The 25,686-nt window shown below is 63.1% G+C and carries 31 protein-coding genes and 1 tRNA gene; 20 read left to right on the plus strand and 12 right to left on the minus strand.

Features of this window, described 5'->3' with window-relative positions; genetic code table 11:
• Positions 1-179: 179 nt before the first annotated feature.
• Positions 180-2,849 carry a glycosyltransferase gene (locus CT676_RS02000; protein WP_063983203.1) on the plus strand — a complete coding sequence of 890 codons (2,670 nt, stop codon included), beginning with the start codon at positions 180-182 and terminating at the stop codon, positions 2,847-2,849.
• Between the two features lie 327 nt (positions 2,850-3,176).
• Positions 3,177-3,252, plus strand: a tRNA-Lys gene (locus CT676_RS02005).
• Between the two features lie 210 nt (positions 3,253-3,462).
• Here the strand turns inward: CT676_RS02005 and CT676_RS43835 are convergent.
• Together CT676_RS43835 and CT676_RS02015 are read right to left on the minus strand one after the other, a co-directional pair.
• A complete protein-coding gene (locus CT676_RS43835) occupies positions 3,463-3,624 on the minus strand; it encodes a hypothetical protein (RefSeq protein ID WP_167767900.1) in 162 nt (53 codons plus the stop codon).
• Complete coding sequence (locus tag CT676_RS02015) at positions 3,615-3,812, minus strand: hypothetical protein (RefSeq protein WP_193560862.1); 198 nt, start codon at positions 3,810-3,812, stop codon at positions 3,615-3,617. The genes CT676_RS43835 and CT676_RS02015 overlap by 10 nt, the downstream gene beginning before the upstream one ends.
• 473 nt (positions 3,813-4,285) lie before the next feature.
• On the opposite strand from CT676_RS02015, the gene CT676_RS02020 reads away from it, so the two are divergent.
• From CT676_RS02020 to CT676_RS02040, 4 genes are all read left to right on the plus strand, one after another.
• The gene (locus tag CT676_RS02020) at positions 4,286-4,558 is read left to right on the plus strand and encodes a hypothetical protein (RefSeq protein ID WP_135213685.1); all 273 of its coding nucleotides are present in this window, start codon (positions 4,286-4,288) and stop codon (positions 4,556-4,558) included.
• A 191-nt stretch (positions 4,559-4,749) separates the two neighbouring features.
• On the plus strand, positions 4,750-5,037 hold the full coding sequence (locus CT676_RS02025; RefSeq protein ID WP_135213686.1) for a hypothetical protein: 288 nt from the start codon (positions 4,750-4,752) through the stop codon (positions 5,035-5,037).
• Between the two features lie 445 nt (positions 5,038-5,482).
• Complete coding sequence (locus CT676_RS45095; RefSeq protein WP_244623041.1) at positions 5,483-5,641, plus strand: hypothetical protein; 159 nt, start codon at positions 5,483-5,485, stop codon at positions 5,639-5,641.
• 61 nt (positions 5,642-5,702) lie between these two features.
• Positions 5,703-6,527, plus strand: a complete 825-nt coding sequence (locus CT676_RS02040; protein ID WP_135213688.1) for a hypothetical protein — start codon at positions 5,703-5,705, stop codon at positions 6,525-6,527.
• Positions 6,528-6,836: 309 nt separating this feature from the next.
• Here the strand turns inward: CT676_RS02040 and CT676_RS02045 are convergent, their stop codons facing one another.
• Entirely contained in the window at positions 6,837-7,499 is a 663-nt protein-coding gene (locus tag CT676_RS02045) for a hypothetical protein (protein WP_167767901.1), read from the minus strand.
• A gap of 271 nt (positions 7,500-7,770) precedes the next feature.
• Here CT676_RS02045 and CT676_RS43840 point away from each other — a divergent pair, with 271 nt between their 5' ends.
• The gene (locus CT676_RS43840) at positions 7,771-7,941 is read left to right on the plus strand and encodes a hypothetical protein (RefSeq protein ID WP_166096634.1); all 171 of its coding nucleotides are present in this window, start codon (positions 7,771-7,773) and stop codon (positions 7,939-7,941) included.
• A 101-nt stretch (positions 7,942-8,042) separates the two neighbouring features.
• Here CT676_RS43840 and CT676_RS02050 read toward each other — a convergent pair whose 3' ends face one another.
• Positions 8,043-8,411: a hypothetical protein gene (locus CT676_RS02050; protein ID WP_049807936.1), complete on the minus strand. Its 369-nt coding sequence runs from the start codon at positions 8,409-8,411 to the stop codon at positions 8,043-8,045.
• Positions 8,412-8,508: 97 nt separating this feature from the next.
• On the opposite strand from CT676_RS02050, the gene CT676_RS02055 reads away from it, so the two are divergent.
• The 3 genes from CT676_RS02055 to CT676_RS02070 all read left to right on the plus strand — a co-directional run bounded on the left by CT676_RS02055 (position 8,509) and on the right by CT676_RS02070 (position 10,150).
• Positions 8,509-8,799, plus strand: coding sequence for a hypothetical protein (locus CT676_RS02055; RefSeq protein ID WP_135213689.1), 291 nt, complete (start codon positions 8,509-8,511; stop codon positions 8,797-8,799).
• 678 nt (positions 8,800-9,477) lie between these two features.
• Entirely contained in the window at positions 9,478-9,720 is a 243-nt protein-coding gene (locus CT676_RS02065; RefSeq protein WP_028152129.1) for a hypothetical protein, read from the plus strand.
• 187 nt (positions 9,721-9,907) lie between these two features.
• On the plus strand, positions 9,908-10,150 hold the full coding sequence (locus tag CT676_RS02070) for a hypothetical protein (protein ID WP_063983193.1): 243 nt from the start codon (positions 9,908-9,910) through the stop codon (positions 10,148-10,150).
• Between the two features lie 136 nt (positions 10,151-10,286).
• On the opposite strand, the gene CT676_RS02075 is transcribed toward CT676_RS02070, so the two are convergent.
• The 3 genes from CT676_RS02075 to CT676_RS02085 form a co-directional block, all read right to left on the minus strand.
• Positions 10,287-10,679, minus strand: a complete 393-nt coding sequence (locus tag CT676_RS02075; protein WP_028152127.1) for an NUDIX hydrolase — start codon at positions 10,677-10,679, stop codon at positions 10,287-10,289.
• A gap of 97 nt (positions 10,680-10,776) precedes the next feature.
• Positions 10,777-11,862 (minus strand): AI-2E family transporter, encoded by a 1,086-nt coding sequence (locus CT676_RS02080; protein ID WP_063983192.1) that lies wholly within the window; start codon positions 11,860-11,862, stop codon positions 10,777-10,779.
• A gap of 190 nt (positions 11,863-12,052) precedes the next feature.
• A complete protein-coding gene (locus CT676_RS02085; RefSeq protein ID WP_135213690.1) occupies positions 12,053-12,772 on the minus strand; it encodes an outer membrane beta-barrel protein in 720 nt (239 codons plus the stop codon).
• A 256-nt stretch (positions 12,773-13,028) separates the two neighbouring features.
• Here CT676_RS02085 and CT676_RS02090 point away from each other — a divergent pair, with 256 nt between their 5' ends.
• Both CT676_RS02090 and CT676_RS02095 read left to right on the plus strand, forming a co-directional pair.
• On the plus strand, positions 13,029-13,256 hold the full coding sequence (locus CT676_RS02090) for a hypothetical protein (RefSeq protein ID WP_135213691.1): 228 nt from the start codon (positions 13,029-13,031) through the stop codon (positions 13,254-13,256).
• Between the two features lie 557 nt (positions 13,257-13,813).
• Positions 13,814-15,859, plus strand: coding sequence for an acetoacetate--CoA ligase (locus CT676_RS02095; protein WP_135213692.1), 2,046 nt, complete (start codon positions 13,814-13,816; stop codon positions 15,857-15,859).
• Between the two features lie 6 nt (positions 15,860-15,865).
• Here CT676_RS02095 and CT676_RS02100 read toward each other — a convergent pair whose 3' ends face one another.
• Positions 15,866-16,081, minus strand: a complete 216-nt coding sequence (locus CT676_RS02100; RefSeq protein WP_244623042.1) for a hypothetical protein — start codon at positions 16,079-16,081, stop codon at positions 15,866-15,868.
• Positions 16,082-16,284: 203 nt separating this feature from the next.
• Between CT676_RS02100 and CT676_RS02105 the strand changes: the two genes are divergently transcribed.
• On the plus strand, positions 16,285-16,587 hold the full coding sequence (locus tag CT676_RS02105; protein ID WP_063983186.1) for a hypothetical protein: 303 nt from the start codon (positions 16,285-16,287) through the stop codon (positions 16,585-16,587).
• 5 nt (positions 16,588-16,592) lie between these two features.
• On the opposite strand, the gene CT676_RS02110 is transcribed toward CT676_RS02105, so the two are convergent.
• Positions 16,593-16,826 carry a hypothetical protein gene (locus CT676_RS02110; RefSeq protein WP_135213693.1) on the minus strand — a complete coding sequence of 78 codons (234 nt, stop codon included), beginning with the start codon at positions 16,824-16,826 and terminating at the stop codon, positions 16,593-16,595.
• Positions 16,827-17,161: 335 nt separating this feature from the next.
• Positions 17,162-17,446 carry a hypothetical protein gene (locus CT676_RS02115; protein ID WP_063986359.1) on the minus strand — a complete coding sequence of 95 codons (285 nt, stop codon included), beginning with the start codon at positions 17,444-17,446 and terminating at the stop codon, positions 17,162-17,164.
• A gap of 189 nt (positions 17,447-17,635) precedes the next feature.
• Here CT676_RS02115 and CT676_RS02120 point away from each other — a divergent pair, with 189 nt between their 5' ends.
• The 3 genes from CT676_RS02120 (at position 17,636) to CT676_RS02130 (ending at position 19,266) form a co-directional block, all read left to right on the plus strand.
• A complete protein-coding gene (locus CT676_RS02120; RefSeq protein ID WP_063983185.1) occupies positions 17,636-18,223 on the plus strand; it encodes a formyltransferase family protein in 588 nt (195 codons plus the stop codon).
• Between the two features lie 208 nt (positions 18,224-18,431).
• The gene (locus CT676_RS02125; RefSeq protein WP_014495138.1) at positions 18,432-18,776 is read left to right on the plus strand and encodes a hypothetical protein; all 345 of its coding nucleotides are present in this window, start codon (positions 18,432-18,434) and stop codon (positions 18,774-18,776) included.
• Positions 18,721-19,266 (plus strand): hypothetical protein, encoded by a 546-nt coding sequence (locus CT676_RS02130; protein ID WP_167767902.1) that lies wholly within the window; start codon positions 18,721-18,723, stop codon positions 19,264-19,266. Before CT676_RS02125 ends, CT676_RS02130 begins: the two co-directional genes overlap by 56 nt.
• A gap of 59 nt (positions 19,267-19,325) precedes the next feature.
• Here the strand turns inward: CT676_RS02130 and CT676_RS02135 are convergent, their stop codons facing one another.
• Positions 19,326-19,724, minus strand: coding sequence for a RidA family protein (locus CT676_RS02135; RefSeq protein ID WP_071913733.1), 399 nt, complete (start codon positions 19,722-19,724; stop codon positions 19,326-19,328).
• 147 nt (positions 19,725-19,871) lie between these two features.
• Between CT676_RS02135 and CT676_RS02140 the strand changes: the two genes are divergently transcribed.
• Positions 19,872-20,747: a DMT family transporter gene (locus CT676_RS02140; protein ID WP_135213695.1), complete on the plus strand. Its 876-nt coding sequence runs from the start codon at positions 19,872-19,874 to the stop codon at positions 20,745-20,747.
• A 205-nt stretch (positions 20,748-20,952) separates the two neighbouring features.
• Positions 20,953-22,380, plus strand: coding sequence for a caspase family protein (locus CT676_RS02145; RefSeq protein WP_135213696.1), 1,428 nt, complete (start codon positions 20,953-20,955; stop codon positions 22,378-22,380).
• A 67-nt stretch (positions 22,381-22,447) separates the two neighbouring features.
• On the opposite strand, the gene CT676_RS02150 is transcribed toward CT676_RS02145, so the two are convergent.
• Positions 22,448-23,413 (minus strand): LysR family transcriptional regulator, encoded by a 966-nt coding sequence (locus CT676_RS02150; protein WP_343287528.1) that lies wholly within the window; start codon positions 23,411-23,413, stop codon positions 22,448-22,450.
• A gap of 119 nt (positions 23,414-23,532) precedes the next feature.
• On the opposite strand from CT676_RS02150, the gene solA reads away from it, so the two are divergent.
• Complete coding sequence (solA, locus tag CT676_RS02155; protein WP_135213697.1) at positions 23,533-24,702, plus strand: N-methyl-L-tryptophan oxidase; 1,170 nt, start codon at positions 23,533-23,535, stop codon at positions 24,700-24,702.
• Between the two features lie 76 nt (positions 24,703-24,778).
• Entirely contained in the window at positions 24,779-25,591 is an 813-nt protein-coding gene (locus tag CT676_RS02160; RefSeq protein ID WP_135213698.1) for a transporter substrate-binding domain-containing protein, read from the plus strand.
• The last annotated feature ends 95 nt before the right edge of the window (positions 25,592-25,686 follow it).

Consider the following 25,686-nt stretch of genomic DNA (forward strand, 5'->3'; position numbering starts at 1 on the left):
GCGATAGAAGCGGTTGGCACTGCCGCACATTCCGAAACTGTCATGCCCTCATACGGTCATGAGGCCATGACAGTAGTGAAACCGCGCGGCAGAGGTATGCTCCATTTGCCGCGGACTCGGTCGGATCTCGGGGTCGGATCCGCTTCCCTGCCACCTCAGCCCCTTTTGGTTTAGCCGCGATGCGCGTTGTCGCCGCCGTTCTGTTGCTTGTGTCCGTGCTTCACGCCGGCATCTGGGGAGTCCTGCGCGACAAGGAACCCGCGCCCGACTTCAAGGGCCTGCTGCCCAGCGTCTCCTACGCCCCGTTCGAAGGCGCGGCGCACCCCGACATCGACAACATCCCCACCGTCGAGAAAATCCGCGCCGACCTGAAGACGCTGTCGACGATGACGCGCGCGATCCGTCTCTATTCGTCCACCGGCGGCGTGGAGCTGGTGCCGCCGATCGCGGCCGAGTTCGGCCTCAAGGTCACCGTCGGCGCCTGGATCGACAAGGACAAGGATCGCAACGAGCGCGAGATCAAGGCCGCCATCGAACTCGCCCGCAAGAACAGCAACGTCGTCGGCGTCGTGGTCGGCAACGAGGTGATCTACCGCGGCGAGCAGAAGGTCGAAGACCTCATCGACATGATCAAGAAGGTGAAGGGCTCGGTCCGCGTGCCCGTCACGACCGGCGAGATCTGGAACATCTGGCGCGACAATCCCGACCTTGCCTCCAACGTCGACTTCATCGCCGCCCACGTGCTGCCCTATTGGGAAAACTTCCGCTCGGACCAGGCCGTCGACCAGGCCGTCGATCGCTACAACCTGTTGCGCAACCTGTTCCCGGGCAAGCGCATCGTGATCGCCGAATTCGGCTGGCCGAGCCAGGGCTACAACCTTCGCAACGCCGACCCCGGTCCGTTCCAGCAGGCGCTGACCCTGCGCAACTTCGTTAGCCGCGCCGAAGCCATCGGCATGGAATACAACATCGTCGAAGCCATCGATCAGCCCTGGAAATATTTCGAGGGCGGCGTCGGCCCGTACTGGGGCATCCTCAACGCCAGCCGCGAGCCGAAATTCGCCTGGACCGGCCCGGTCGAGAATCCCGACTACTGGAAGCTGATGGGAATTGCGCTGCTGGTCGGCATCCTCCTGTCGCTGCCGATCCTGCGGCTGGAACAGCCGACCGCCAGGCAGGCGTTCCTGCTATCGGCGACCGCCAACGGCGTCGGCGCCTGGGCCGCGACCGTGTTCGCGTTCTGGAATGACCACTATTTCATCTTCGGCTCGGCCTTCGCGCTCACGCTCGGCATGATCCTGCTTGTTCCCCTTGTCCTCATCGCGATGGCGCGCGTCGACGAGATCGCGGCAGTGGCCTTGGGCCGGCCGCCGCAGCGGCTGCTCTCCAAGAGCAAGCCGGTCGAGAACGTTCCCGAGAATTACTACCCGAAGGTCTCGATCCACATCCCCGCCTATTTCGAGCCGGTCGAGATGCTGAAGCAGACGCTCGATGCGCTGTCGCGGCTGAACTATCCGAACTACGAATGCGTCGTCATCATCAACAACACGCCCGATCCCGCGTTCTGGCAGCCGATCCAGGACCATTGCCGCGCGCTCGGTGAACGCTTCAAGTTCATCAACGCCGAGAAGGTGCAGGGCTTCAAGGCCGGTGCGCTGCGGATCGCGATGGATCGCACCGCCGTCGATGCCGAGATCATCGGCATCCTCGATGCCGACTATGTCGTCGATCCCGACTGGCTGAAGGACCTCGTGCCTGCTTTCGCCGACCCGCGCGTTGGCCTCGTGCAGGCGCCGCAGGAGCATCGCGACGGCGACCTGTCGATCATGCACTACATCATGAACGGCGAATATGCCGGCTTCTTCGACATCGGCATGGTCCAGCGCAACGAGGCCAACGCCATCATCGTGCACGGCACGATGTGCCTGATCCGCCGCGCCGCGATGGACATGGCCGGCGGCTGGTCGTCCGACACGATCTGCGAGGACAGCGATCTCGGCCTCGCGATCCAGCAACTCGGCTGGACCACCCACTACACCAATCATCGCTACGGCCAGGGCTTGCTGCCCGACACCTACGAGGCCTTCAAGAAGCAGCGTCACCGCTGGGCCTATGGCGGCCTCCAGATCGTGAAGAAGCACTGGCGGAACTTCCTGCCCGGCCGCAGTCGGCTGACGCCCGATCAGAAGCGCGAATATGGCTTGGGCTGGCTGAACTGGCTCGGCGCCGAGAGCCTCGGCGTGGTGGTGGCGCTGCTCAATCTCATCTGGGTGCCGATCGTCGCCTTCGCCGACATCGCCATCCCCGACAAGATTCTGACGCTGCCGATCATCGGCGCCTTCATCGTCTCGCTCGCGCACTTCCTGTCGATGTACCGCGCGCGCGTCGCGATCAAGCCCGGCCAGATGATGGGCGCGATGATCGCCGCGATGAGCGTGCAATGGACGGTGTCGCGCGCGGTCGCGCAGGGGTTGATCACCGAGCACATCGCGTTCGCGCGCACCTCCAAGGGCGGCCTGTCCAGGATGTCGATCGAGTTCCAGGCGTTCTGGGAGGCCGTGATCGGCACCCTGCTGGTGATCGGCGCCGGCGTGCTGATCGCCTCCAACAGCTATCGCCAGATCACCGAGATCTACATCTTCGCCGGCGTCCTGGTGCTGCAAAGCCTGCCGTTCCTGGCCGCGGTCGCGATCGCGATCCTCGAGCTCAGCCGCATCAACTCGTTCCAGTTCTGGCGCGACAGCGCGATCCGCACCGCCGAACTGATCGGCCTGCGCCCCGTGGCCCTGCCGACCCCCGCCGGCACGCCGCAACCGGTGCCGAGCGAAGTCCGGCGGGAAGCGAACTGACGGACGAACGGCCTCTCGGCGCGGGTGAAACCTCCGCGCCGGCAAGCCACCGGCGCTGTTCGGCGTGGATAGCGGGCCGCCAATCGGGTTGAAAATTCCGGTCTAAGCGGCGGAAAGCGCGAGCGAATCCCCGCCTCCGCCAAGAGTTTGGGCCGCCACTCGCACTATTGACCTCAGCGCCCCGTCCCCCTACACAGCGCGGGCCGAAAGCATGATCCGGAAACAGCCGGTTTTTCCCCGCGACGCCAGTTGAGGCAGCGGCAAGACATGCTTCTCGAATGTCCGAAGACGATGGCGATCGATCTTGAAAGCCATCAGCGGCCATGGGAGCGCGTAGCTCAGCCGGTAGAGCACGTGACTTTTAATCACGGGGTCCTGGGTTCGAGCCCCAGCGCGCTCACCAAGCCAAAACAATGACTTAAGCGAAATCACAAGCCGACCGAAAAAGCCGTGTGTGGGCACTGTGTTGGCAAACTGATTGCCGATCTGCGTCGAGGATGGCAGCGCGGCAATTGCTCGCGATCGCCACTAGGCCGGCGCGCTCAAGCGGCAGCACGCCCTCCCCGTCCGCCAGATCCGGGCAGATGCGCTCCATGCGCGCGAAAGAGCCCCACTAGGGCCGGCGCAACACCCCAAGCAGGTCGGCGACATCGATCACATCAAGGTCTTCGCGACGGTGGGCGCCGCGGAACGACGGTTTGAGGAGAACGACCCGGAGGGCGTCGCCTTCGAATACGATGTGATCGAGTGATGTGGAGCGGATAATCAGCGCCACATCGTTGGTGGGCTCAGGGCCTCGCGACCCGCCGCTTTCAACGCGTCGGTCGAGAGCTGTCCATGTGCCGCGGCATCGAGCAGCTTCGAAGCAACGTACGCTCTGGCGCCCGTCTCGCTTACAGGAATATTTTCGCAAACTTCATCGAGCACCGCCCTGAGCAGCGCAGTCATTTCAGCATCAAACACGCCGAACTCCCGAAATTGAGAGGATACTGAACGCTGCACAAGCGGAATATATTCGCTTGGCAGCGTTCGCCGCGTATTCCGGTCTGGGCTCTGAAATCCCAGCGCCTTCCAAATTGGCACCTGTCTGTCAAAGTAATGTGACAGCTTCCTCGGCCACATCAACAGGAGTTTGCAGGGCCTGCCAAGGCCCGCCAGCGTGAACCGGCAGCCTGAAACCTTCCCAGGTTTCGTACGTAAAATCTCTATCCGAGGTTTTTGTTAGTTCCCATCTCGGGGCTGGAAATGAACACCGCCGCCGGGACAATGTATTAGAGCCCGGCGGCGTATTTGTTGGTGCCTGAACCGGCGCGCGCCTCGAGCGGCGGCTTCCACCTGAATTTGTAGGGCAGATTTTTTCTAACCTGAGTTAGTTTTTTCTATGCCCAGCGTCGACTACCCCAATTTTTCTGCACGTAGAGCAAGGGGTCGACCGGGTGGTTCAACAACTGGGACTGGAGGATTGGGCCTGGCAAATCGCCGCCGACGTGTATCGCTTGAATCTGTATAGCCGACTCACCGGACGAGCGGCCCCTGGAGACGCCGTTTCAGACGAACAGCTTGCCAGAGCAATCCGCGAAAGCTTCACTCAAACGAACGACGCCGCCTATCGAGAAATGGTTGAGTTAGCGACCGATGCCGCTTTATCGGCCTACGATCGTGTCGTCTCACGCAATGTCAAACAGGCGCGCGCTCAACTAGCGAACTAACGGCTCGTCGGCGGATGATGACTAGCCTGCCCCGCAAGAGAACCCCGCCGACCTTGTGAGCCGCCGGGCTTATCTCTACCGCTTCAACCGGCGGCGGCGATGCGTCATCAGCCGTTACCGGACGCCACTCCGATGCATTGATGCCGCAATCGGCGCGATGTTATGCTAGTCGCAGAACCAGGAGTTTCTCGATGCGCAAAATCGCCGCCGCTGTCATGTTTGCCCTGATCGCACAGACCGCATTGGCTCAGGACCATGTTCCAATGTACGGCGAGTCCAAGGACAAGACGGAGGCCGAGAAGGCGGACGACATTCGGGCCGAGCGCGCCTATCAACGCTCCCTCGGCAATGTTCCCGACCAGAAGGCAGTCGATCCGTGGGGAACTGCCCGCGGCGACGAAGCGAAGAAGCCGGCCACGCCAGCCAAACCGGTAGTGAAACATTCGTCCAAGGCCAAGAGCGGCAGCCCCCCCAACTAGCGAATTCTAAAGGGGGGCCGCCAGCGTGAACCGGCGGGTCAGCGCTTCACTGCGTTGCCAGCTAATTCCATCGCGAGATCTAGGGCTGCGATTCCAATTTGGTCGGTCGGACGAGATCTACAGCGCCGGTCCATCCAAGCAATTAGCGCTGTGAAGTCACCGCCGCCGACAATCGCCTCCATCATAGAGCGAAGGCCGGCGAGGCTGACATCGAGCATCCAGCCAAAGCTTATGCCGTGGCGACGGCAATAGCCGGCCAATTCTTGTGAAGCGCAGAAGCCTGGTGTGTGCGGAGCCGGATCCTGAGCGCGGTGGCTCAAGGGCTACGAGTGTTGGTCCACGGGTCTGCAACCTTGGGGAAAACGCTCCCTAGGTCAGTCGGACTGCATTTTCCGAATCAACCAGATGTGCGCGCCCTCGTGTGTGATCTTGCTTGGGGGTATGCGTGAGCCAGTTTCTGTCGGTGCTGCTATTGCTGACGACATTGACGCTGACGGTGTGTTTCGGCGTGGCGGCCTGGCGCCAGTCCGCCGGCAGAGACGTCGATATCACCGCCACCATTTCACATCGGGAAACCGGCTGGAGGTCGGAACGGAGCAACTGAGGACCCTTGCGCTCGCCCTCCGGTTGAAGTCTGATGTTCTGGCGGAGCTCGGAACGGCTGCATGAATGAGAGACATTGGCCAGGCGTCGCGACTGCCGTCGCGATCCTGTGGATATTTGCGACGATGATGTGGCTTGGAATCGCTGGGCCAATCTGGCACGCGAGCAACGCCGCCAATCCAGACGCTTGGATAGGATTTGCCGGAAATGCCTTAGGAGCTGCCGTATCGCTTCTCGCAGCGATTGTTGCTGGCATAGCCGCTTATCGAACGATCCTGCCAATGCAGCGCCAACTTTCTGAGTTGGTCAGGCAGAACAACTTTGCGCACTATGAGCGTCTGCGACAGCGTGCTGCCGAACTCATCGACATGAAAATCCTAATCGAGAACGTTGCCGCGAATCTCGAATCTATGGAAACCGGGCTATTGCTTTCCGGCCTTGGCGCCAACGAAGGCAGGCAAGCCGCTTTTGATCGCCTCGAACAAAGCGCTGGAGTCCTAAATGCGGCGCGGCGAACTTTGTGGGGCGACGAGAATGCACAAAGCTTGACTGTCTACTTTGTCGACAACGCTCTGCGAGCGGTAAATGAAGTAAGAAACGCCTTGCTTGGAACCCGGCGGCCGTTTGATCGAGACGCGTGGACTAAGTTCAAAGGGATCGCCTTCCAAGGTGGGGTAGCGCTCCACAATAGGATTAGGCTTGAGACGGACTTTGTTTCCGCTGAAATTGCGGCGCTCGAACCATCGATTTTGAACCGGCGACCATTTCCTCAGCTTTGGAAAGGCGAATATCCCGGACCGGAGAAGCTTGCTGAAATGTATGCGCGTCGCCCGGCCCAACCGCAGTCTCGGGATAAGCCAGCGGCCACCGCCCCATTCGCGAGCTAGGGGTTCGGGCCTCCAAGTCGAGCAGCCCCTCACGGATAACGTCTCGGTGAATGAAACCGTTCGCCGCATCACGCGAAGCACTCAGGAAACAATCCGGGTCCAGTGTCTCGTCACCCACGAGGGGATCTCAAAATGATTATTCTCAAGGTCTCTGCTGTTGTTCTTGGCGCTGGCATCCTTTTCACGATGTACTCAGGGGAGCTAAGCGCAGACGTCGTGCTTGCCATCGTGTCCTGCTTGGCATGACAAGAAGACCGGCCAACGTGAACTCGAGGGCCAGTAATGCCAACTGCTTCGCTTGAACTATCTTTAGCTTTCCGGAGCCGACGTCGCAGCCGGCACACTCAGCGGCGCTCCCCCAACTGAAACCGGCCCGACAGACTTCGACTGCCGAACCATCCGCTTCCGCATCGCTGCCGACAGTCCATAGCGTGCATTCGCTTTTCGGATCGAGGACGTGACGTCCGACATCATCGCATTTTGCAGCGTATCGACCTTCGCGATGAGCGTGGACAGCTGTGAAGATATCTTCCTCACATCCACCCGTTCGTCCGTGATGCTCTGTCGCAGAGACAGCAGCACCATTGAATCCTGCTGCAGCAGGGCTGCATTTTGCTGCAAGGCGTGGTTGTTCTCCTGCAGCGAAGCCGTGTGTTGCTGCTGGGCCGACTGAATGTCCTTCAAGGCAGCGACAACCGGATCCGCCTTTGGCGCGGACGCTTCCCGGCGCGGAAGCAGTTCAGCCAGACTGCTGAGATTCGGCGACGGAAGATCAGCCGGCAATGTATAGATCGCCGCCGCACCATTGATGGCCAGGGCACACACCGACAGTGCCAGGACCGATTTCCGGCTGGACCGCTTGGCCGGAGCTTCCGGGGCTGCGGGCTCGAGTCCTGCGACTGCGAGCGCGAGCGCCGCGGGGTCGAGTTGTTCGACGAGGCCTTGCGCCTCGGATGTCGTGGCCATGTCCATTGACCTCAAATGAGCGAGCAACAGGAAGCCGACGCCGGAACGTCCTCGCGACGGCTCCTCTACGCAGCACCCACCTACAACTGCCTAAAATTGTGGGCATTTTGGATTAATTCCACGTTAGCGACGTGGCCGCCTGGCAGGCCCGGCCGCCCCGGCCGATTACGGGGGGCTATGCGACCGAATGAGTCACGCGGCCGCCTGCTTCGAAGCACCAAAGCCGAGAGACAAGGCCCCCGAAAGGTGTAAGATTCACGAGAACCGGAGGAACGGCATGTTTGAAATCAGCGGTTTCGACACGGCAGGCGTCGTCAGCCTCAAGCGGCTGTCACTCGCGGCCGCCCTCAAGAAGGCCCGAGAGCTTGTCGAAGACGGGTGCTGGGACGTTCAGATCGTCGATCCAACCGGGCGCGTACACACCTCGTTTGAGGAGCAGGCCGCTTAGCGTAGCGCTGGACCGGCTCCGCGGCTAGCTCATCAAGAGCACGCTGATCAGGAGCACACTGATCCGGAGCACACCCGGTCTCACGCCTGACGGCCCGTCTCTCAGTACCGCCGATAATAATTCTCTGGCCGGTCCTGGAATTGTAGTGGAACCGTGCCGTTGGGGTAGCAGACACCGTCGCGGATATCGACGTCAGCGCCGTGGCCGCATGGCACCGGACGCCGGCGCATTCCATAGTAAGGCCGCGGGCCCTGATAGTATCCCTGCAGCGCCGCCTGGTCTTCGGGACGGAGATAGCCGTTGGGATAGCACATCCCGTCGCGGGCGCTCTGATCCCAATGATCGCCGCACGGCGGCGGATGCCTCGGTACGCCGCGATACTGCACCTCGAGCGGGCGTTCGACAGCTGCGGCAGGCGCCGTTGCACCGCCATGAAGAGCAAGGATTGTCGCAATAGTGGTGATCAACATCGAAGCGGTCCTCCAAGGCCGCAAGATAGACAACCCCTCTGAATGACGCCTGAACGCGACGAGAGCGCCACGACCATCAGGGTCGGCCGATGGCACGATGGCGGCCACCGCGCTGCACTGGACGCTGCAGCTGTCTGCAGTTCCAAGGGCCTTGCCACAAAAGCCGGGAGACAACGCCCTCGAAAGGTGTAAGATTCAGGAAAACCGGAGGAACGGCATGTTTGAAATCAGCGGTTTCGACACGGCAGGCGTCGTCAGCCTCAAGCGGCTGTCACTCGCGGCCGCCCTCAAGAAGGCCAGAGAGCTCGTCGAAGACGGGTGCTGGGACGTTCAGATCGTCGATCCGGCTGGGCAGGTCTACACCTCGTTCGAGGAGCAAGCCGCTTAGTCGCGCCCGCCCCTCGGCACTTTTCAGAAATCATCCGCCCGATCCGATCACGCTTCGCGAGCCGTGGCCGTGACCGCGATCGAAATGAAAACCCCAGCGCCTGGTAGGGAGCGCTGGGGCGTTTTCAAAATATCAATCGGTAAAAGCAATGAGGCCTTCATAGCACCGGTCTCGAAGCGCGAGTGTGAACTGGTTCACACTGCTCCGCCGATCTTCGCGTACCGCGTCCGGGTGTGGCTATCCGCCTCGGCCGACGTTGGACGAGGCATCATTGAGCCAGCGCGCCGTTGCTTCATCGCTCCAGCCGGGGACCGCGAAGCGCACGCGAGGATTCACTTCCGTGCCGAAACGATCAACCGGAGGATGGCGTGTCGCAGGATTGTGCGCACGAGCGTGGTGCGCGGCGTCCGCAGACGTACACAAGACGATCAGGAGGCCCAGGGCCAAAACAACACGCATCGTATCGGCTCCAATCGAGTCCGTTCCCGCTCATGTAATACGCCGACCGACCCACCGCGATCTGACGCGGCTTCACAGCTAGGAGAGCGAAGCGCGAACGCGACGCTCTTGCGATCGAACGGACCGCCGCTCAACTCCCGCGCGCCGCACCGTTGCCAACCAATTCGTTTGGGAGCACGCTCTCTCCAGGCGCTTAAGACGCCGCACAGGGAGAACCACATGAAGGAACCGGGCCTGGACGGCCGCCATCGGGACAAGGATGGCGCGATCAGCAAGAAGCACGGCAACACGCTGGTCGGTACGTTGCGCAAGATCTACGGAAAGGCGTTTGCGGCCGGTTATCCCGATGCGACCCCGCTCAGCGAGGTCTTGCATCAATTGAACGAGACCTCGCTGAGCCAGTTGCGTCGCGATCACGACACCGGGCATCTCGGGCACAAGATCGACCACGCCTCGAAGTGAATGGACTTCACTTGGCCGATTTCGCTTGGCCCACTTCATTTGGCCGACTTCAGGTCGTCGAAACCGACTCCGCCGACAGCCTCTCGGACGCAGCTTGGACAGGCTGCGCGATCGGTCGCCTCGCCGTACTTGCCGTTTGAGCCCTCGCTACCCTCGCGCTAGCATGAGCCCTTTTACGGAGGCTCATTTGAAGCAGTTCATTATCATCATCGCCGCCATCGCGCTCGCCGTGACTGCTCCCGCCCGCGCGCAGGCGCTGGTCGATCCCAACAAGGTTGCCCCCGAATATCGCGAGGCGGCCGAGAAGCGCCGGGCCGAGCAGATGCGGCAGCGCGAATGCGCACTGAAGGCGGATCTCGACAAGGTGCTGCCCAGGGATCGCACCGTCTATCTCAACCATTGCCTGGACACGCTGGCGGTCAAGCAATAGCAGCTGGCTGGGGCCGTCTCGATCAGACCACGACCGTAGGCCGACCTGACCGCACGATGATCTGTCGATTTCGGGCTCGTGTTGTGGACCAGCGGGCGATTTGTCGCACCGGCGCCGCGAAGACGCGGCCCCCTCCTCACTGGCGCCGCGGCTTGCTCGGAAACAGCCGATCGCGGATGTAGCGCGAGGTCGGCGTCAGGCGGATGCCGCGCGGCTTCTGCCAGGCGGCGCGGTCGATCTCCTTCTTGTCGCCGATCTCGAGCCTGCCCTTGGCTCCCTTGGCGATGAAGATCGCGTCGCTCATCTTGCGGCCGGAGCGCTTATTCCTGGCCGTCACTTCCTTCCACAGGCTGATCCGGCCGAGCTTGAGCTTGGGCAGCTCCTCCTTGATCTCCCGCCGCAGGCAGTCCTTGTCGGACTCGCGCGAACGCTTGCGGCCGCCCGGGAACATCCACAGGCCGTCCGACCGCCGTCTGACCAACAATACCTTGCCGCGTTTTGCGGCAACCAGCTTGGAAGACTTCGCCATTACTGCCGTAGATCGAAAACAGAATCGCCCTATCGTAACTTGTCTAGTTGAATAGACAAGTTCGCGGGGCGCTTTGACCACAGCCCGTGCGAGCAGCTCAGCTTTCGCTCGCCGCCGCCCGGTCCTCGGTCCTGATCCAGGCCATCATCAACTCCCAGGCCACCGACAGGATGATCGGCCCGATGAACAGGCCGACGATGCCGTGGGCGAGCGTGCCGCCGATCACGCCGACGAAGATCACGATGGTCGGCGTGGTGAGGCCGCGCCCCATCACCAGCGGCTTCAACATGGTGTCGATGAAGCCGACGAGGACGAGAAACACGGTGAGCAGCAGCGCCGTGGTGACGTCCTTGGCGGTCCAGATCCAGATGATCACCGGCAGGATCACCAGGAACGCGCCGATCTGCACGATCGACAGCAATAGCACGATGAAGGCGAGCAGGCCGGCGCTCGGCACGGCTGCCATCTTGAAGCCGATGCCGGCGAGCAGCGCCTGCACGATGGCGACGCCGATCACGCCTTGCGCCACGGCGCGGATGGTGGCGCCACCAAGCTCGAGAAAATGCTCGCTCTGCTCGGGCACGATGCGAAACAGGAAGCCGCGCCCGGCCGCAACCAGCCGCGGCCCATGCGGAAACAGGAAGCCGGCGACGAACACCGAGACCAGAAACTGGAGCGTGCCGAGGCTCGCATCGCCCGCAAGCGACAACAGGGGTCCCGCCAGCGGCTGGAGATAGGGCGCGACCTCGCGCAGCACCGCACGGATGTTGTTGTAGGCCTGATCCCAGAGATCGTAGAGCCAAGGGCCGACCACCGGCCACGACTTGAGCTGCTCCGGCGCCGACTGCAGCGCGAGGTCGCCGGTGCCGAGCTGCTTCGCCAGTTCGCGCGCACCGTCCACCGCGCTGAGGCCGAGCCAGGTCGCCGGGCCAATGACGATGCCGAGCGTGATCAGGGTGAGGATCGCGGCCGCAGTCTTCGGGCGGCCGCCGAGGATCTTGGCGACCCAGCTGAAGGCCGGATAGAACGCGACCGCGAGCACGGCGCTCCAGGCCAGGATCGGCACGAACGGGCGGATGATCAGGAAGGTCCAGATGATCAGCAGGCCAAGCAGGCCGACCCGGATCAGGAGCTGGATAATGTCCTCTCCCGTCAGGAGCTGACGGAGACTTTTCACGGGCACGCCTTTCCTTGCGGCATTGACGCGGGTTCCGACACTTGCGCGGCAAAGCGTTATTGCCAGCCGCGCATCCGGCGTCAAGACGACCGGACCCGCGGCGGCGCAAGGGATCGGACCGCTGCGCCGCCCGGCGCGGCATCAGCTGTCGCCGAACGGGTTGGTCCAGTCGGCCGAGCGGTGGCGCTCCGTCCGCTCAGAAGTGGTAGTTCACGCCCACCGTGCCGGTCTGGATGTTCAGCTTCACATTGGCTGGAGTCGCCACCAGATTGCCTGTCGTCACCGGCTGCTCGGTGATCGTGCCGAAGCCCATATAGTTGTACTCGGCCCGCACCGACCAGTTCGGCATGAACATCCACTCGATGCCGCCGCCGGCAAGCCAGCCGGTGCGATTGAAGCTGCCCGAGGCGGAACCGGCGAGCGGGCCGGCAAGGCCGTTGTTGACGCTATACTTGTCGCGGGTGAAGGCCGCGCCACCCTTGGCGTAGAGCAGCACGCGGTCGAAAGCGACGCCGAAACGGCCGGCGACCGTGGCGATGTAGTCGTTCTTCAGCGACAGGTTGAAGCCGGCACCGCCACCGAACGGGCCGCCGGCATTGAGTGTGACGCTGGACCAGGCGCCGGTGCCTTCGAGGCCGATCACGAAATTGCTGATCTGGTAGTTGCCGCCGATCTGGCCCCCGACGATGCCGCCGCTGGCCGTGGCCGAGCTCCAGGTCGCTGTCGGATCGGTCGGGTCGATGCCGGTCCATTTGCTCCAGGCGCCGCCGCCATGCGCGCCGATGTAGAAGCCGGTCCAGCTGAAGATCTGGGCCGCCACCGGCGCTTTGACCGGCGCGGGCGCAATGATGTCAGCTGCACATGCTGGCGTTGCCAATGACAGCAGCGCAGACGCCAAAACCAGTTTCTTCCGCATGATCTCACCCCCAAATTGTCCGCCCTCCGACCGAGGCGACGATGAAATCTAGCTGTGGGATCAAGCGCGCGCTTGGACCAATCGGCGGCGCGATTTGGACTGACGGGCGCTCGTCAGACCCGGGAAGCTCCTGCAACGCCGCGACCGGAGCCCGGTTTGGCTAACGGCGATTAACCGGATTTCCCGAGGTCAGTTTACGCCGATGCAAATCCCCGCACCTACGCTTCTCGCCAACATTCAAAAACACTGATGTGCAATGGCCAACAGCATCTGGACGACCGAAGAATTCACCTGCGCGGGTTGCAGCATGAACTACACCGCGACACGGGAAGAGCACAGCGAAGCCCACACCGGCAGCTTCAAATGCAGCATCTGCAGCGGCGTGGTGCACACCTGGTCGGGGAAGCATCACTTCTTCGGCTGGCGGGCGGTGAAGACAAAACCGCCGGTGTTCGGACGGCGCTGGGCGGGCGTGCAGTGGTAGGCCAGTGGAGCTCAACAAACGAAAAATAAGTTGGCTTGGAAGATGTCCGACGCGGGCCGAGACAATGGGAATCTTGTTCGCGCTCGCCCTGATTTGCATTTCCGCTGTCGTGCTTGTGTGGTTCCCATCCGCCAATCAAGCCACAGGCTTCGGCTCAAATTGGAAATGCAAGAGCATCCCCAATAGTGAGCCGGTCTGCATGAAGACGATCAACCCGTAGCTACCGTCGGGACACCGGGCGCCCATCGTCAAGCCCTCATCGCAATTGCATTCCACTTTACCGAATTTCAGATTTATCGCACACGACACACCCTGGCCCGAGACAAGGGGCGGATCGGGCGCGCGCATCTCCAGCGCACGGACCTGCGGGTGCCAGTCGGCGCCCGGCCTTTCCTGCGCCCTTGTTTCGACGAGACCAAAAGGACGACGCAAGACTCGGGCGAAATGCGCCGCGAGAAGGCGACGTCATGTCTGCCATCCGCCCATCGAGGTGCGCCTTCTGCTACGCCGAGACACCGGATAAACTCCCCCTCCCCGCAACAGAAGCCGACACGCAAATGACCGCCCCCTTCGTTCCCCAGATCGCCCTCTACCGCAACTGGCTCGCCGAGCAGCGTGGCCTCTCCTTCGCGAATTACGAGGAGATGCGGCAGTGGTCGGTGCGCGATCTCGACGGCTTCTGGCGCAGCATCTGGGACTATTACGATCTGCAATCGCCGACGCCGTTTGCGGCCGTGATCGCCGAGCGCAAGATGCCGGGCGCGGTGTGGTTTCCCGGCGCGCAGGTCAACTATGCGCGGCAGGTGTTCCGGCATGTCGAGGCCGCCGACGCCGCCGGCCTGCCCGCGATCGTCAGTAGCGGCGAGGACGGCAAGCTCAACGAAACGAGCTGGCCGGAGCTGCGGCGCAAGGCGGCGGCGCTCGCGCTGCATCTGAAGGATCGGGGTATCAAGCCCGGCGACCGGATCGCGGCCTACCTGCCCAACATCCCCGAAACCATCATCGCGTTTCTGGCGAGCGCCAGCATCGGCGCGGTCTGGAGCGTCTGTGCGCCCGATATGGCTGCGCCGGCCGTGATCGACCGCTTCAAGCAGATCGAGCCGAAGGTGCTGATCGCCTGCGATGCCGTCACCTATGCCGGCCGCCGGCATGATCGCAAGGACGTCGTCGCGGAGCTGCGGCGATCGCTGCCGACGGTCGAGCACGTCATCCTGCACAGCGAGGCCGCGCCCGCAGCGCCGGACGCCCGGCTCGCCGACATCGCCGCAAGGACAGGCGCCGCGATCGACGCGTTCGAGCCGGCCTGGCTGCCGTTCGATCATCCGCTCTGGATCGTCTATTCCAGCGGCACCACCGGCCTGCCGAAGCCGATCGTGCACGGCCATGGCGGCATCGTCATCGTGGTGCTGGCGCTGCTGGGCCTGCACAACGACCTCGGCTGCTCCTACCACGCGAACTCGTTCGGCGAGCGCTATCACTGGTACTCTTCGACCGGCTGGATCATGTGGAATTCGCAGGTCGGCGGCCTGCTCAGCGGCACCACCTGCTGCATCTTCGACGGCAGCCCGGGCGGCACCAAGGACAAGCCGGACTGGACCACGCTGTGGCGGTTCGTGGCACAGTCGAAAGCGACCTTCTTCGGCGCCGGCGCGGCGTTCTTCGCCAACTGCGCCAAGGCCGAGATCGATCTCACTGCGGCCGGCGATCTGTCGCGGCTGCGCTGCCTCGGCTCGACCGGCTCGCCGCTCAGCGCCGATACGCAAGCCTGGTTCAACGATCGCTTCGCGGCGTTGTCGAAAATCAACGGCAGCAAGGCGCAGGCCGACATCTGGTGGGCGAACATCTCCGGCGGCACCGATTTTGCCGGCGCCTTCATCGGCGGCAACCGCGAACTGCCGCAGACGCCGGGCGCGATGCAGTGCCGCCTGCTCGGCGCGGCGGTCGAAGCCTTCAGCGAGCAGGGCCGCGCCGTCATCGACGAGGTCGGCGAGCTCGTCTGTACCGAGCCGATGCCCTCGATGCCGCTCCGTTTCTGGAACGACAGGGGCGATGCGCGCTATCGCGCCAGCTATTTCGAGACCTATCCGGACAATTTCGACGGCAGCGGCCGCGGGCCGGTGTGGCGGCACGGCGACTGGCTCAAGGTCAATCCGGACGGCTCCTGCATCATCTATGGCCGCAGCGATGCGACCATCAACCGGCACGGCCTGCGCATGGGCACGAGCGAGCTCTATTCCGCGATCGAAGCGCTGCCGGAGGTGCTGGATAGCCTCGTCGTCGACCTCGAATATCTCGGCCGCGACAGCTACATGCCGCTGTTCGTGGTGCTGCGCGAGGGCACAGCCTTCGACGCTGCGATGCAGGCCAGGATCAACAAGACGATCGAGGCCGGCCTGTCCCGGCGATTCCTGCCGAACGAGATCTTTGCCGTCGCCGAGATCCCGCGCACGCTCTCGGGCAAGAAGCAGGAGCTGCCGATCAAGAAGCTGCTGCTGGGCCAGCCCGTCGAAAAGGTCATCAACAGGGAGGCGATGGCCAATCCCGCCTGCCTCGACTGGTATCTCGCCTTCGCCCGCGATTATCTCGCCCGAACCGCGGCGTAGCTTCGATCAACCGCCGCCGAAATTGGAGGGATCGAGATTCCTGTTCTCCGACGGCGGGATCGGCGGCCACCCGGGAAATTTGTACCAGCCGGGCGGGACCGGCGCGTCCTCGGGCAGATGGGCGACGACGTGATGGCGCGGGCGGGCATGATGCGCCGGCGCGGCAGCCGCCGACAGACATGTTGCAATCAGGAGGACCAAAGCCAGGATAGACCGCATCATACGTGCTCCAGACGTCCACCCGGGCACCATGTGGTGCGGGAACCACGCTGGAACGATGCGTCGCAACGTCACGATGTCTCACATCGGCGGCATCGCTGCTGCCACGAGACGCCGGAGATCAACCCAATTGCGCCAATGGCGTTTGGATTCCGTTCACCGATCGCCGCTAGATCAGAATGGATCCTCCGCGACGAACAGCAGCTATGGCCGATCTCAACGCAGTCCTCTCCAGGCTCAACGACCGCCTGCTCCGCCTCGAAGGCGAGCTGTTCGTGCTGCGCTCGCTGGCGCGCGCGACGCTGACGGCGGGCGACGACCATGCGGCGCGCATGCGCAAGCTGGTCGAGGCCGCAAAGGTCGCGCTCGACGACGAGGCCAAACGTGAGCTCGACAAACCGACGCGCAAATATGTCGATGCGGCAACCGCGCTGGTGGAGGAACTGCTGGTCGAGCCGACCCAGGCACGGCCGCTGTTCACCGTCATCGACGGTGGCCGGCGCGACTGAGCGCGTCAGATCGGACGTATCCCGCGAGGATCCACGGACTGGGCCTTCAGCCGGCTGAGCCCCTCCTCGATGATCGCGATCTCCTCGTCGATCTTGCCGATCGGCAGGCTGAAATCATAGCCGGACCTGCTCTTCAGATCGACCGCGAGCCGCTGCCTGTGCATCATCAGCTCGTCCAGCCCACGGCGGTTCTTCAGCCGCACATAGGCGTCCACGATCTGCTCAATTGCGCTCGGCATGAAATCGGTCCCGGCAAAAAAGCCCGCGGCGCACCCACGCCGGCGGGACATTTTTGGTGTCGCGGTACGCAATACAAATCCGCGACGGATTCGTCGATACGACAGGCAGGTTGAGAACGCGTTACCGTTTGATGATTTCGCGATGGCGCTGGCATGAAAAGCCGCTGGCGATCACTCGCCAGCGGCCAAAGCCGGGTTCGAAAACGGATTCGGAATCAAATTTGGCCAGCCCCGGTTAGTGCATTCTAGCGGCACACGGGGGCTGCTTATGTTAGAAATGAAACAGAGGAACCGGCGGGTACATCATTTGCTGTCGATGTGGCCGCCCGGCAACGCTAATCCGTGACGCAAAAATACTTGCGCGGCAGCCTGCGGTAGGCGCTGTAGCGGTAGTACGGCCTGTAGGCGTAGCCGCGATAGAGTGCGGGCGGCTCCTCGCCGTAATAGGCGTCGTGGTAGAAATTATAGACCGGCCCTTCGACGCAACGATAGGCATCCCACGTCGGACCGATGAACGGCGCCACCCCGACCTCGGGCGGGACCGCCGGATACGGCCCGCCGGCGCGCGCGGGCGTGGCTACGCTCAGTGCCGCGAGAAGGAAAAACCACGCGCTTCGCATGCGCTCGCTCCTGATACGGTGCAATACGCGCATGGAAGCACCGGAACGGCCGGCTGCGCAATCGCGGAGCCCGTCGCGCCCCGCGCCCGGTGCATTGTTGATAACCGGCACAAACCGCCCGCGGCTGGTGACAGGACGCACCGACGTGTTATCGGGGGATGACGCAGTTGCGAGACGGATCGGACACCCATGCGCATTACCCTCGTCGGCTCCCGCCATTTCGGCGTGACCACCCTGAACATGCTCCGGGAGCACGGCGTCCCGATCGTGCGGGTCGTCGTGGCCGACGCCGAGGATCGCCTCGCGGCGAGCGCCAAGGCGGCTGGCATCGAGGTGACGGTCCAGGCCAATCCGAAGCTGGTGGTCGCCTCCGAAATCGGCCCCGACACCGACCTGATCATCACCGCCCACAGCCACGCCCGGATCGGCAAGGACGCCCTGGCCGCCGCGAAGTACGGCGGGATCGGCTATCATCCCTCGCTGCTGCCGCGTCATCGGGGCAAAGCCGCTGTGGAATGGACCATCAAGGAAGGCGATCCGATCGCCGGCGGCACGATCTATCATCTTGCCGACCGCATGGACGCCGGCGCCATCGCCGCCCAGGACTGGTGCTTCGTCAGGAAGGGCGAGACGGCTCGCGAACTCTGGGAGCGCGCGCTCGCTCCGCTCGGCCTCAAGCTGCTGGCCGACGTGATCGACTACGTCAAGGTCCACAAGGCGCTGCCCTCCAAGGTTCAGGACGAGCAGTTCGCCACCTTGGCGCCAAGTCTTTCGTGAGTCCCTTCCGCAGTCCTTCCCCGGAGTCTCTCCTGACGTTTACCCTTAACGTGAAGGCGCGTTGATTCTGCTTCGAAAATTGGAGCCGGAAACACAAATAAACTATTGTTTCCACTGGAACAATTTTCGCTTTGGCAATGCAACAAATTTCCGTCACATTTGGGCCGAATAAGCGTCAGCATATCAGACAGATTCAAGGACGGAATTCATGCGTTTTGGTCGCATTACGGCATTCTGTGCCGCTTCAGTTATCACCCTCGCCGCTCCCGCTTTCGCCCAGACCCCCTATGACGGCAACTGGCATGTCACCATCGTGACCAAGAGCGGTACCTGCGAGCCGACCGCGAGCTCCATGCTGACGGTTGCCGACGGCAAGATCACCGCGCCCGGCGCTAACGTTTCCGGCACCATCGGCAGCGGGGGACTTGTGAAAGTTTCGATCAATGGTGCATATGCCAACGGTCAACTCAGCGGCAACGCCGGATCGGGGAAGTGGAATGGAGCATCTGCAGGCATACCGTGCAGCGGGCGGTGGGAAGCATCGCGCCAGTAAGAAATTCGGGATCAGCGTCGTAAGCCGGCGGCTGCTGATCGCGGCCGCCGTTTTGTTTGCGGCGGGGATCGCCAACTCTGAGAGCAAGGCCCAGTCCGGCCCGTTCGCCCCGCTGGCGGGGAGCTGGAGCGGTGCCGGCACCGTCACGCTCGATGACGGCTCGACCGAGCGGATCCGCTGCCGGGCCAGATACGCCCCGATCGGACCGACGATGGAGATGTCGCTGACCTGCGCCAGCGACGCCTACAAGTTCAATCTCGGCGCCAACGTCAGGGCTGAAGGCGGCACCATCGCCGGCAGCTGGTCCGAGGCCAGCCGCAACATCTCCGGCTCGCTCCAGGGCCGCGGCGCCGGCGGAAACTACGACCTGGTCGCCTCGACCGCCGGCTTCAACGCCAACATCTCGCTGAAGACGTCCGGCAACAAGCAGAGCGTCACGATGCGCGCGGACAGCCAGTTCCGCGGCGCCAACATCTCGCTGTCGCGCTAAGGCGGACCGCGTTCAAGCCAAAAGCCCCGGCGATTCCGCCGGGGCTTTTTTTATCCGTTTTATACGTTCGGCACGAACGCCGTGACCTCGATTTCGACCTTGGCGCGCTCGTCCACGAGACCGCCGATGTAGAGCAGCGTCGAGGGCGGAAAATTGCGCCCCAGCGTTTCCTTCCAGGCCGCGCCGATGCCGGCGCCCGCGGCCTCATATTCGCTGCGGCTGGTCAGGTACCAGGTCAGGCGGACGATGTGCTCCGGACCGGCTCCGGCCTCGCCAAGGAGCTTGATGATCCGCTTCAGCGCGGTTGCGACCTGCGCCGCCATGTCAGGCGCGTAATTGCCGGTCTCGTCGCCGCCGGTCTGCCCGGCCAGCACCACCCAGCGGCCCGGCCCTTCGGCCACCACGCCGTGAGAAAAGCCCCGCGGTTTCTTCCATTCGGCCGGCTGCAAGATTTGCATGAGCGAAGATCTCCCTTTTCTTGTTGTTCAATGATGCCTTAGCACGCCGCCCTGCATCGCTGCATCCGCAGTTTTGGCCGTTGCAAACGCCGGCGATGTCGCCGATACCGGCCCTCCCCTCGGGCTCGATCACCCGCACCAGCAACGATGACCGCGACACCGTCCAAAACGATGGCTGCACTGTGGATGGCCGGCTGGCTGGCGCTGATGCTGGTCATGGCGGTTGCCGGCCGCGAGACCACGCGCGAGCTGAACGTCTTCCAGATCATGGAAGTGCGCTCGGTGATCGGCTTCACGCTGCTGCTGCCGATCATCTACCGGGCCGGCGGTTTCAAGGCGGTCGCGACCAAACGCCTGCCCCAGCACCTCGCGCGCAACGGGGTCCATTATTTCGCGCAGCTCGGCTGGTTCTACGCACTGACGCTGATCGGGATCGGTCAGGTCGTCGCGATCGAATTCACCATGCCGATCTGGACTGCGGTGCTGGCCGCAACGTTTCTGTCCGAGCGCATGACCGTTTGGAAGATCGCCGCCATCGCGCTCGGCATCGTCGGCGTCGTCATGATCGTGCGGCCCGCCACCGGCGAGATCAATCCGGGCCAGTTGATCGCACTCGGAGCCGCGATCGGCTTCAGCATTTCCATGATCTTGGCGAAATCGCTGACCCGGACCGAGAGCGCATTGTCGATCCTGTTCTGGATGATCGTCGTGCAGATGGTCGTGGGCCTGCTGCCGACGCTCTATGTCTGGACCTGGCCGTCAACCACTCTCTGGGGATGGCTCTTCGTCATCGGGGTCTGCGGCACATTCTCGCACTATTGCCTCGCCAGCGCGCTCCGCTACGCGGATGCAACCATCGTGGTGCCGATGGACTTCCTGCGGGTGCCGCTCACCGCGACTGTCGGCTGGCTGCTGTATTCGGAGCGGCTCGACGCCTGGACCGTGCTCGGCGCGACGCTGATCCTGTGCGGCAATCTCCTGAACCTGAAGCCGACTGCCCCGGTTCCCGCCCGCGCGCAGTGAACCCGCGCGCAGCCTCACGCGACAAAAACGAAGTGGCCGTGTGATCTGGATCACGTTGGAGGGTCTTTCCATCGTGCACATTCGGCCACACAGCAGCGGGTTGAATACGACGTACTGCCGTTTTGGTGGCGCGAAGTCGGGCACTTCGTGTAGGTTCGTTGCCAATTTGTTGCTGCCTGCAATTCGATTCTGTTGGGGATTTCAGATGCGCACTCTCACCCTGCTCGTTTCGCTGATGTGCATGGCACTGTCGGTCAGTGCCGCGAAGGCCGACCGCCGTGTCGCCTTCGTCGTCGGCAACGGCTCCTACAAGAACGTCGCACAATTGCCGAACCCGCCGATCGACGCCAAGGCGATGGCGGCGACCCTGCGCAATGTCGGCTTCGAGGTGATCGAAGGATCCAACCTCACCCGCGACCAGATGACGGAGAAGCTCCTGGACTTCGGCCGCAAGGCGCAAGGCTCCGATGTCGCAGTGTTCTATTACGCCGGCCACGGCATCGCCGTCAGCGGCAGCAACTACCTCCTGCCCGTCGACGCCGACATCAAGTCGGAGATGGACGTCAAGCTCGGCGCAGCCATCAATATCGACCTGACGCTCGAGCAGACCATGGGCGACGCCAAGGTCAAGCTCGTCTTCCTCGATGCCTGCCGCGACAATCCGTTCGCCGCCAAGATCAAGTCGAACTCGGCAACGCGCAGCGTCAACGTGCAGAGCGGTCTTGCCGAGATGAAGTCGGGCGAAGGCACGCTGATCGCGTTCGCCACCGGCCCGGGCCAGACCGCGCTCGACGGCCAGGAGGGCAACAACAGCCCGTTCACACGCGCACTGATCGACAACATCACCAAGCCCGGCGTCGAGATCCAGCAGGCGATGACGTCGGTGCGCGCCCAGGTCAACGAAGAGACCCGTAAGGGCCAGCTTCCCTGGGGCCACACCAACCTGATCGGCGCGGTCTATCTCAACCCGTCGCAGCAGACGCAGGTTGCCAACGCAGCCCCGACCGCTTCCGGAAACGTGCCGGCGGCAGCGAGCAGCTCCGACGGTGTCGAGCTCGAGTACTGGCGCTCGGTCAAGGAATCCAACAAGCCGGAAGAGCTCAACGCCTATCTCTCGGCCTATCCGAACGGCCAGTTCAAGGCGCTGGCGCTGGCGCGGCTTGCGGCGATCAAGAGCGGCCCGTCCACGGCGACCCGCAATCTGAACTCCGGGATCGATCCCGCCACCTTCACCGACGACTCCACCCAGCTCACCGAGGACCAGATCGGCCTCGACAAGGGCCAGCGCCGCGACGTGCAGCGCCGCCTGACCGGGCTCGGCTTCGACACCAAGGTGACCGGTGCCTTCACCGACGAGACCCGCTCGGTGCTGAAGCGCTGGCAGGCCGCCCGCGGCTATCCGTCGACCGGCTACCTCAACAAGCTCCAGCACAAGGCCCTGCTGTCCGAGATCGTGGCGGCCGCGCCGGCCACCGCGAGCGACGACAGCGCGAAGCCGGCCCGGCGTGCTGCCCCGGCCCAGGCCCAGAGCGGCGCACCGGTTCAGCATCGCAACAGCGGCGGCGGCGATGCCGGCGCGGCCTTCGTCGGCGGTGTCGTCGGCGGCATGATGGGCGGCATGTTCCGCCGCTGAGGCGGGACCCGGCTCCAAAACGCAAAAAGGCCCGGCGAGAGCCGGGCCTTTTTCGTGGTGGCAATGGCTAGTAATCTTGGGTGAACCAAGGCACTAGCGTCCGGATCCGCGGCATCGCCTGCATCGTAATGCTCGTCCGAGCCATCTCCGCGATGCGCGGCGCCAGTGATGAGAGATCGCCACGGCGGGTCACCAGAAGCAGCTCACGAAAAAATCCGGGGCCCGGCAGAGGGAGAGCGCTGACTTGACCAGCGTGAGCGAGCCCCTGCAACAGACACAGCGGCGTGGTGATCGCTACGCCCATCCCGGTGGCGACCATGGCGACCAGGCTGTCCGAGGTGTCAAACTCAAAGGCCCGCGGTGGGCGAATGCCCAAACGGCTCAGGTGGCGCTCGACCTGAGCGCCTGCATAGGAGCGTTCGCTGTACCGGACCAGGCGATGCCGGGTCAGGATCTCCCGCAAATCAAGGTCAGCAAATTCGGCTTCCAATCCGCGCGGCACCACCAGCAGATTTGGCTCGCGGTAAAACGGGAAGCGCTCGATATCATACAGGTCATCCATCGCATCGCATGTGATCGCCGCGTCGATCGTTCGGTGGACCAGCGCCTCGGCATGCGAGTGAGCAAGGCCCGACCAAACGGACAGACTCAGTGCGACCTCGCCCGTCATGAGCTCCTTGACGAGGTGTGCGCCGACCGTGGCGGCATAGGAGTCGATGAGGCCGAGCCTCAGATCGACACGCTCAGGCAGTTTCGCTGCGTCCCGGAGTGCGCTGAGTAACGTGTCAAAGTCGCGATTCAGATCGCGAACACGGCCAGCAAGGATGCGACCCGCCCGCGTCAATGTAAGCGGCCTCCGGCTACGGTTGAAGAACGCGACGCCGATCGAGGCCTCGGCCCGCCGCACAGCCTGAGAAACCGCTGATTGCGTCATCCCGAACTGACGGGACGCCTGAAGCATGCTGCCGGACTCCGCGACGGCAGCGACAATCTGCAAGCTTCGCAAGTCTGGAACAGGTGGCGTCATATCCATAGCTTAAGCAGAAGTCATATTAACATGCAAATTGCCTTCATTATATGAATTATCCTTGTAGGAGAGCCGCATCCGAAAGCAGACTTCGGATCGTCCTAACAATTGAGCAGTCCCGATCCATGAGCGAGCAAGCGGATATTCTGGTGATCGGCCTCGGTGCCATGGGCAGCGCGGCCCTCTATCAACTGGCCAAGCGAGGGGTAAAGGCGGTTGGCCTCGATCGCTTTGCCCCGCCCCACACGATGGGATCCAGCCACGGCGAAACCCGCATCACCCGGCAGGCGGTCGGCGAAGGCCGCGATTACGTGCCCCTGGTGCTGGATACGCACCGGATCTGGCGTGAGCTCGAAGCCGAGACGTCTGCCGAGCTGCTGAACCCATGCGGCCTCGTCGTCATAGCGCCCGGTGTCGGCGAGACGTCGCACCACGGCAAGCCGGATTTCGTCGCGCGCTCGATTGGGGCCGCGCGTGACTTCGGCATCGCGCATGAAGTGATCGACGGGCGAGAGGTGGCTCATCGCTTCCCGCAGTTCCTGAATCTCCAGGGCAACGAGAAGGCCTATTACGAACCCGGCGGAGGGTACGTTTTTCCGGAGCGCTGCATCAAGGCGCAGCTGACGCGCGCGGAGCAGCTCGGCGCAACGATCCGCACGGGAGTCGAGGTTCTCTCGATCGCGCAGCGCGGCCCCGCCGTTCGGGTGGAAACGTCCTCGGGCACATTCGAGGCGGACCAGGTGGTGGTGTCGGCAGGCGGCTGGAATTCCCACCTGCTCGGCGCGCCGTTTGATCGCGTGCTCACGGTGAAGCGGCAGGTGCTGCATTGGTACGAGCTCGACGATACCAGCGCGTATCGCGCCGACGCCCCTGTGTTCATCTGGATGCATGGCGCGACGGATGTCGACTACCTCTACGGCTTCCCGCCGCTGCCTGGCGATCGTCGTCTCAAGGTCGCGACCGAGCAGTACGAGACCAACACGACGGCCGACGCCATCGACCGCACCGTCGATCCCGCGGAATCGGTTGAAATGTACCGGAAGCACGTCGCGGGGCGGCTCGCCGGCGCCACGCCGCGCGTCGCGCAGGCGGCTGCCTGCATCTACACGGTGACGCCCGATCGGGGCTTCATCATCGACCGCCATCCCGACCAGGACCGGATTTGTGTCGTCTCGGCGTGCTCGGGCCACGGCTTCAAGCACTCGGCAGGTATCGGCAACGTCGTCGCCGGGATGGTGACCGGCGGTCGAAGCGCGATCGACCTCAGCCCATTCTCCATCTCCCGTTTTTCGTGACGTTTGGCACGAGCCTTGTATCTTGAACAAGCGCGCTCAACGCGCGTCGTGATCACAATCCTGGAGGCGTCATCCGATGAGAGACATTGTCCGTTCCATGATGACAGGCATCGCGGCGCTGCTGATGCTTGGCAGTGCCCAAGCCGCCGATGGCGTCGATGCCATCAAGCAGCGCGGCACGTTGAATGTCGGCGTCAAGGCTGACTACAAGCCCTTCGGCTTCCGCGATCCCACGGGAAACGTGGTCGGCATCGAGCCGGATCTCGCCGCAGACATTGCCAAACGCCTCGGCGTCAAACTCGAACTCGTTCCGGTCGCGGCCTCCAACAGGATCGAATTTCTTCAGCAGGGAAAGGTCGACCTGCTGATCGCGACCATGTCGGACAGGCCGGAACGCCGTCGCGTGGTTCAAGCCATCGAGCCGCTGTACTATTCGGACTATGTGAACATCCTTCTCAACAAGAAGTCCGGCATCAAGGACTGGGCCGAGCTCAAGGGAAAACCCGTCTGTGCAACGTCGGGGGCCTGGTACAACAAGGACGTTGCCAAATCCTACGGCCCCGAAATCGTTGCGTTTGACGGCTCGGAGAAGCCTCTGTTCGCCATGAAGCAGGGCAACTGCATCGGCTATGTCTACGATCAGACCTTCCTGCAAGGCAAGCTGCTCGAGGACGAGTGGAAGGCGGACTACGACTTGCCCCTGAAAGGTATTTTGCCATCGCCATGGATGATCGCTGTCGCGCTCGATAATTCCAGCCTTCAGAAGCTGCTCGAAGATATGACAAAGGACTGGATGAAGACCGGCTTCATCGTGGCAGCGGAAAAGAAGTGGGGCATTACGCCGACCGAGTATTCGCTGCTCATGCACGAGCAATACAAGGACAAATAGACGCGCAGAGCGGAGCGCCAGATCCGTCTTGCGCTCCGAACAGGTCGAGCCAATGCACTGATACGAGGCATCGCCTCAACAGTTTGGTGTCGCGC

Source organism: Bradyrhizobium sp. MOS001 (assembly GCF_004634465.1).
In the GTDB taxonomy this organism is placed as follows: Bacteria; Pseudomonadota; Alphaproteobacteria; order Rhizobiales; family Xanthobacteraceae; genus Bradyrhizobium; species Bradyrhizobium barranii.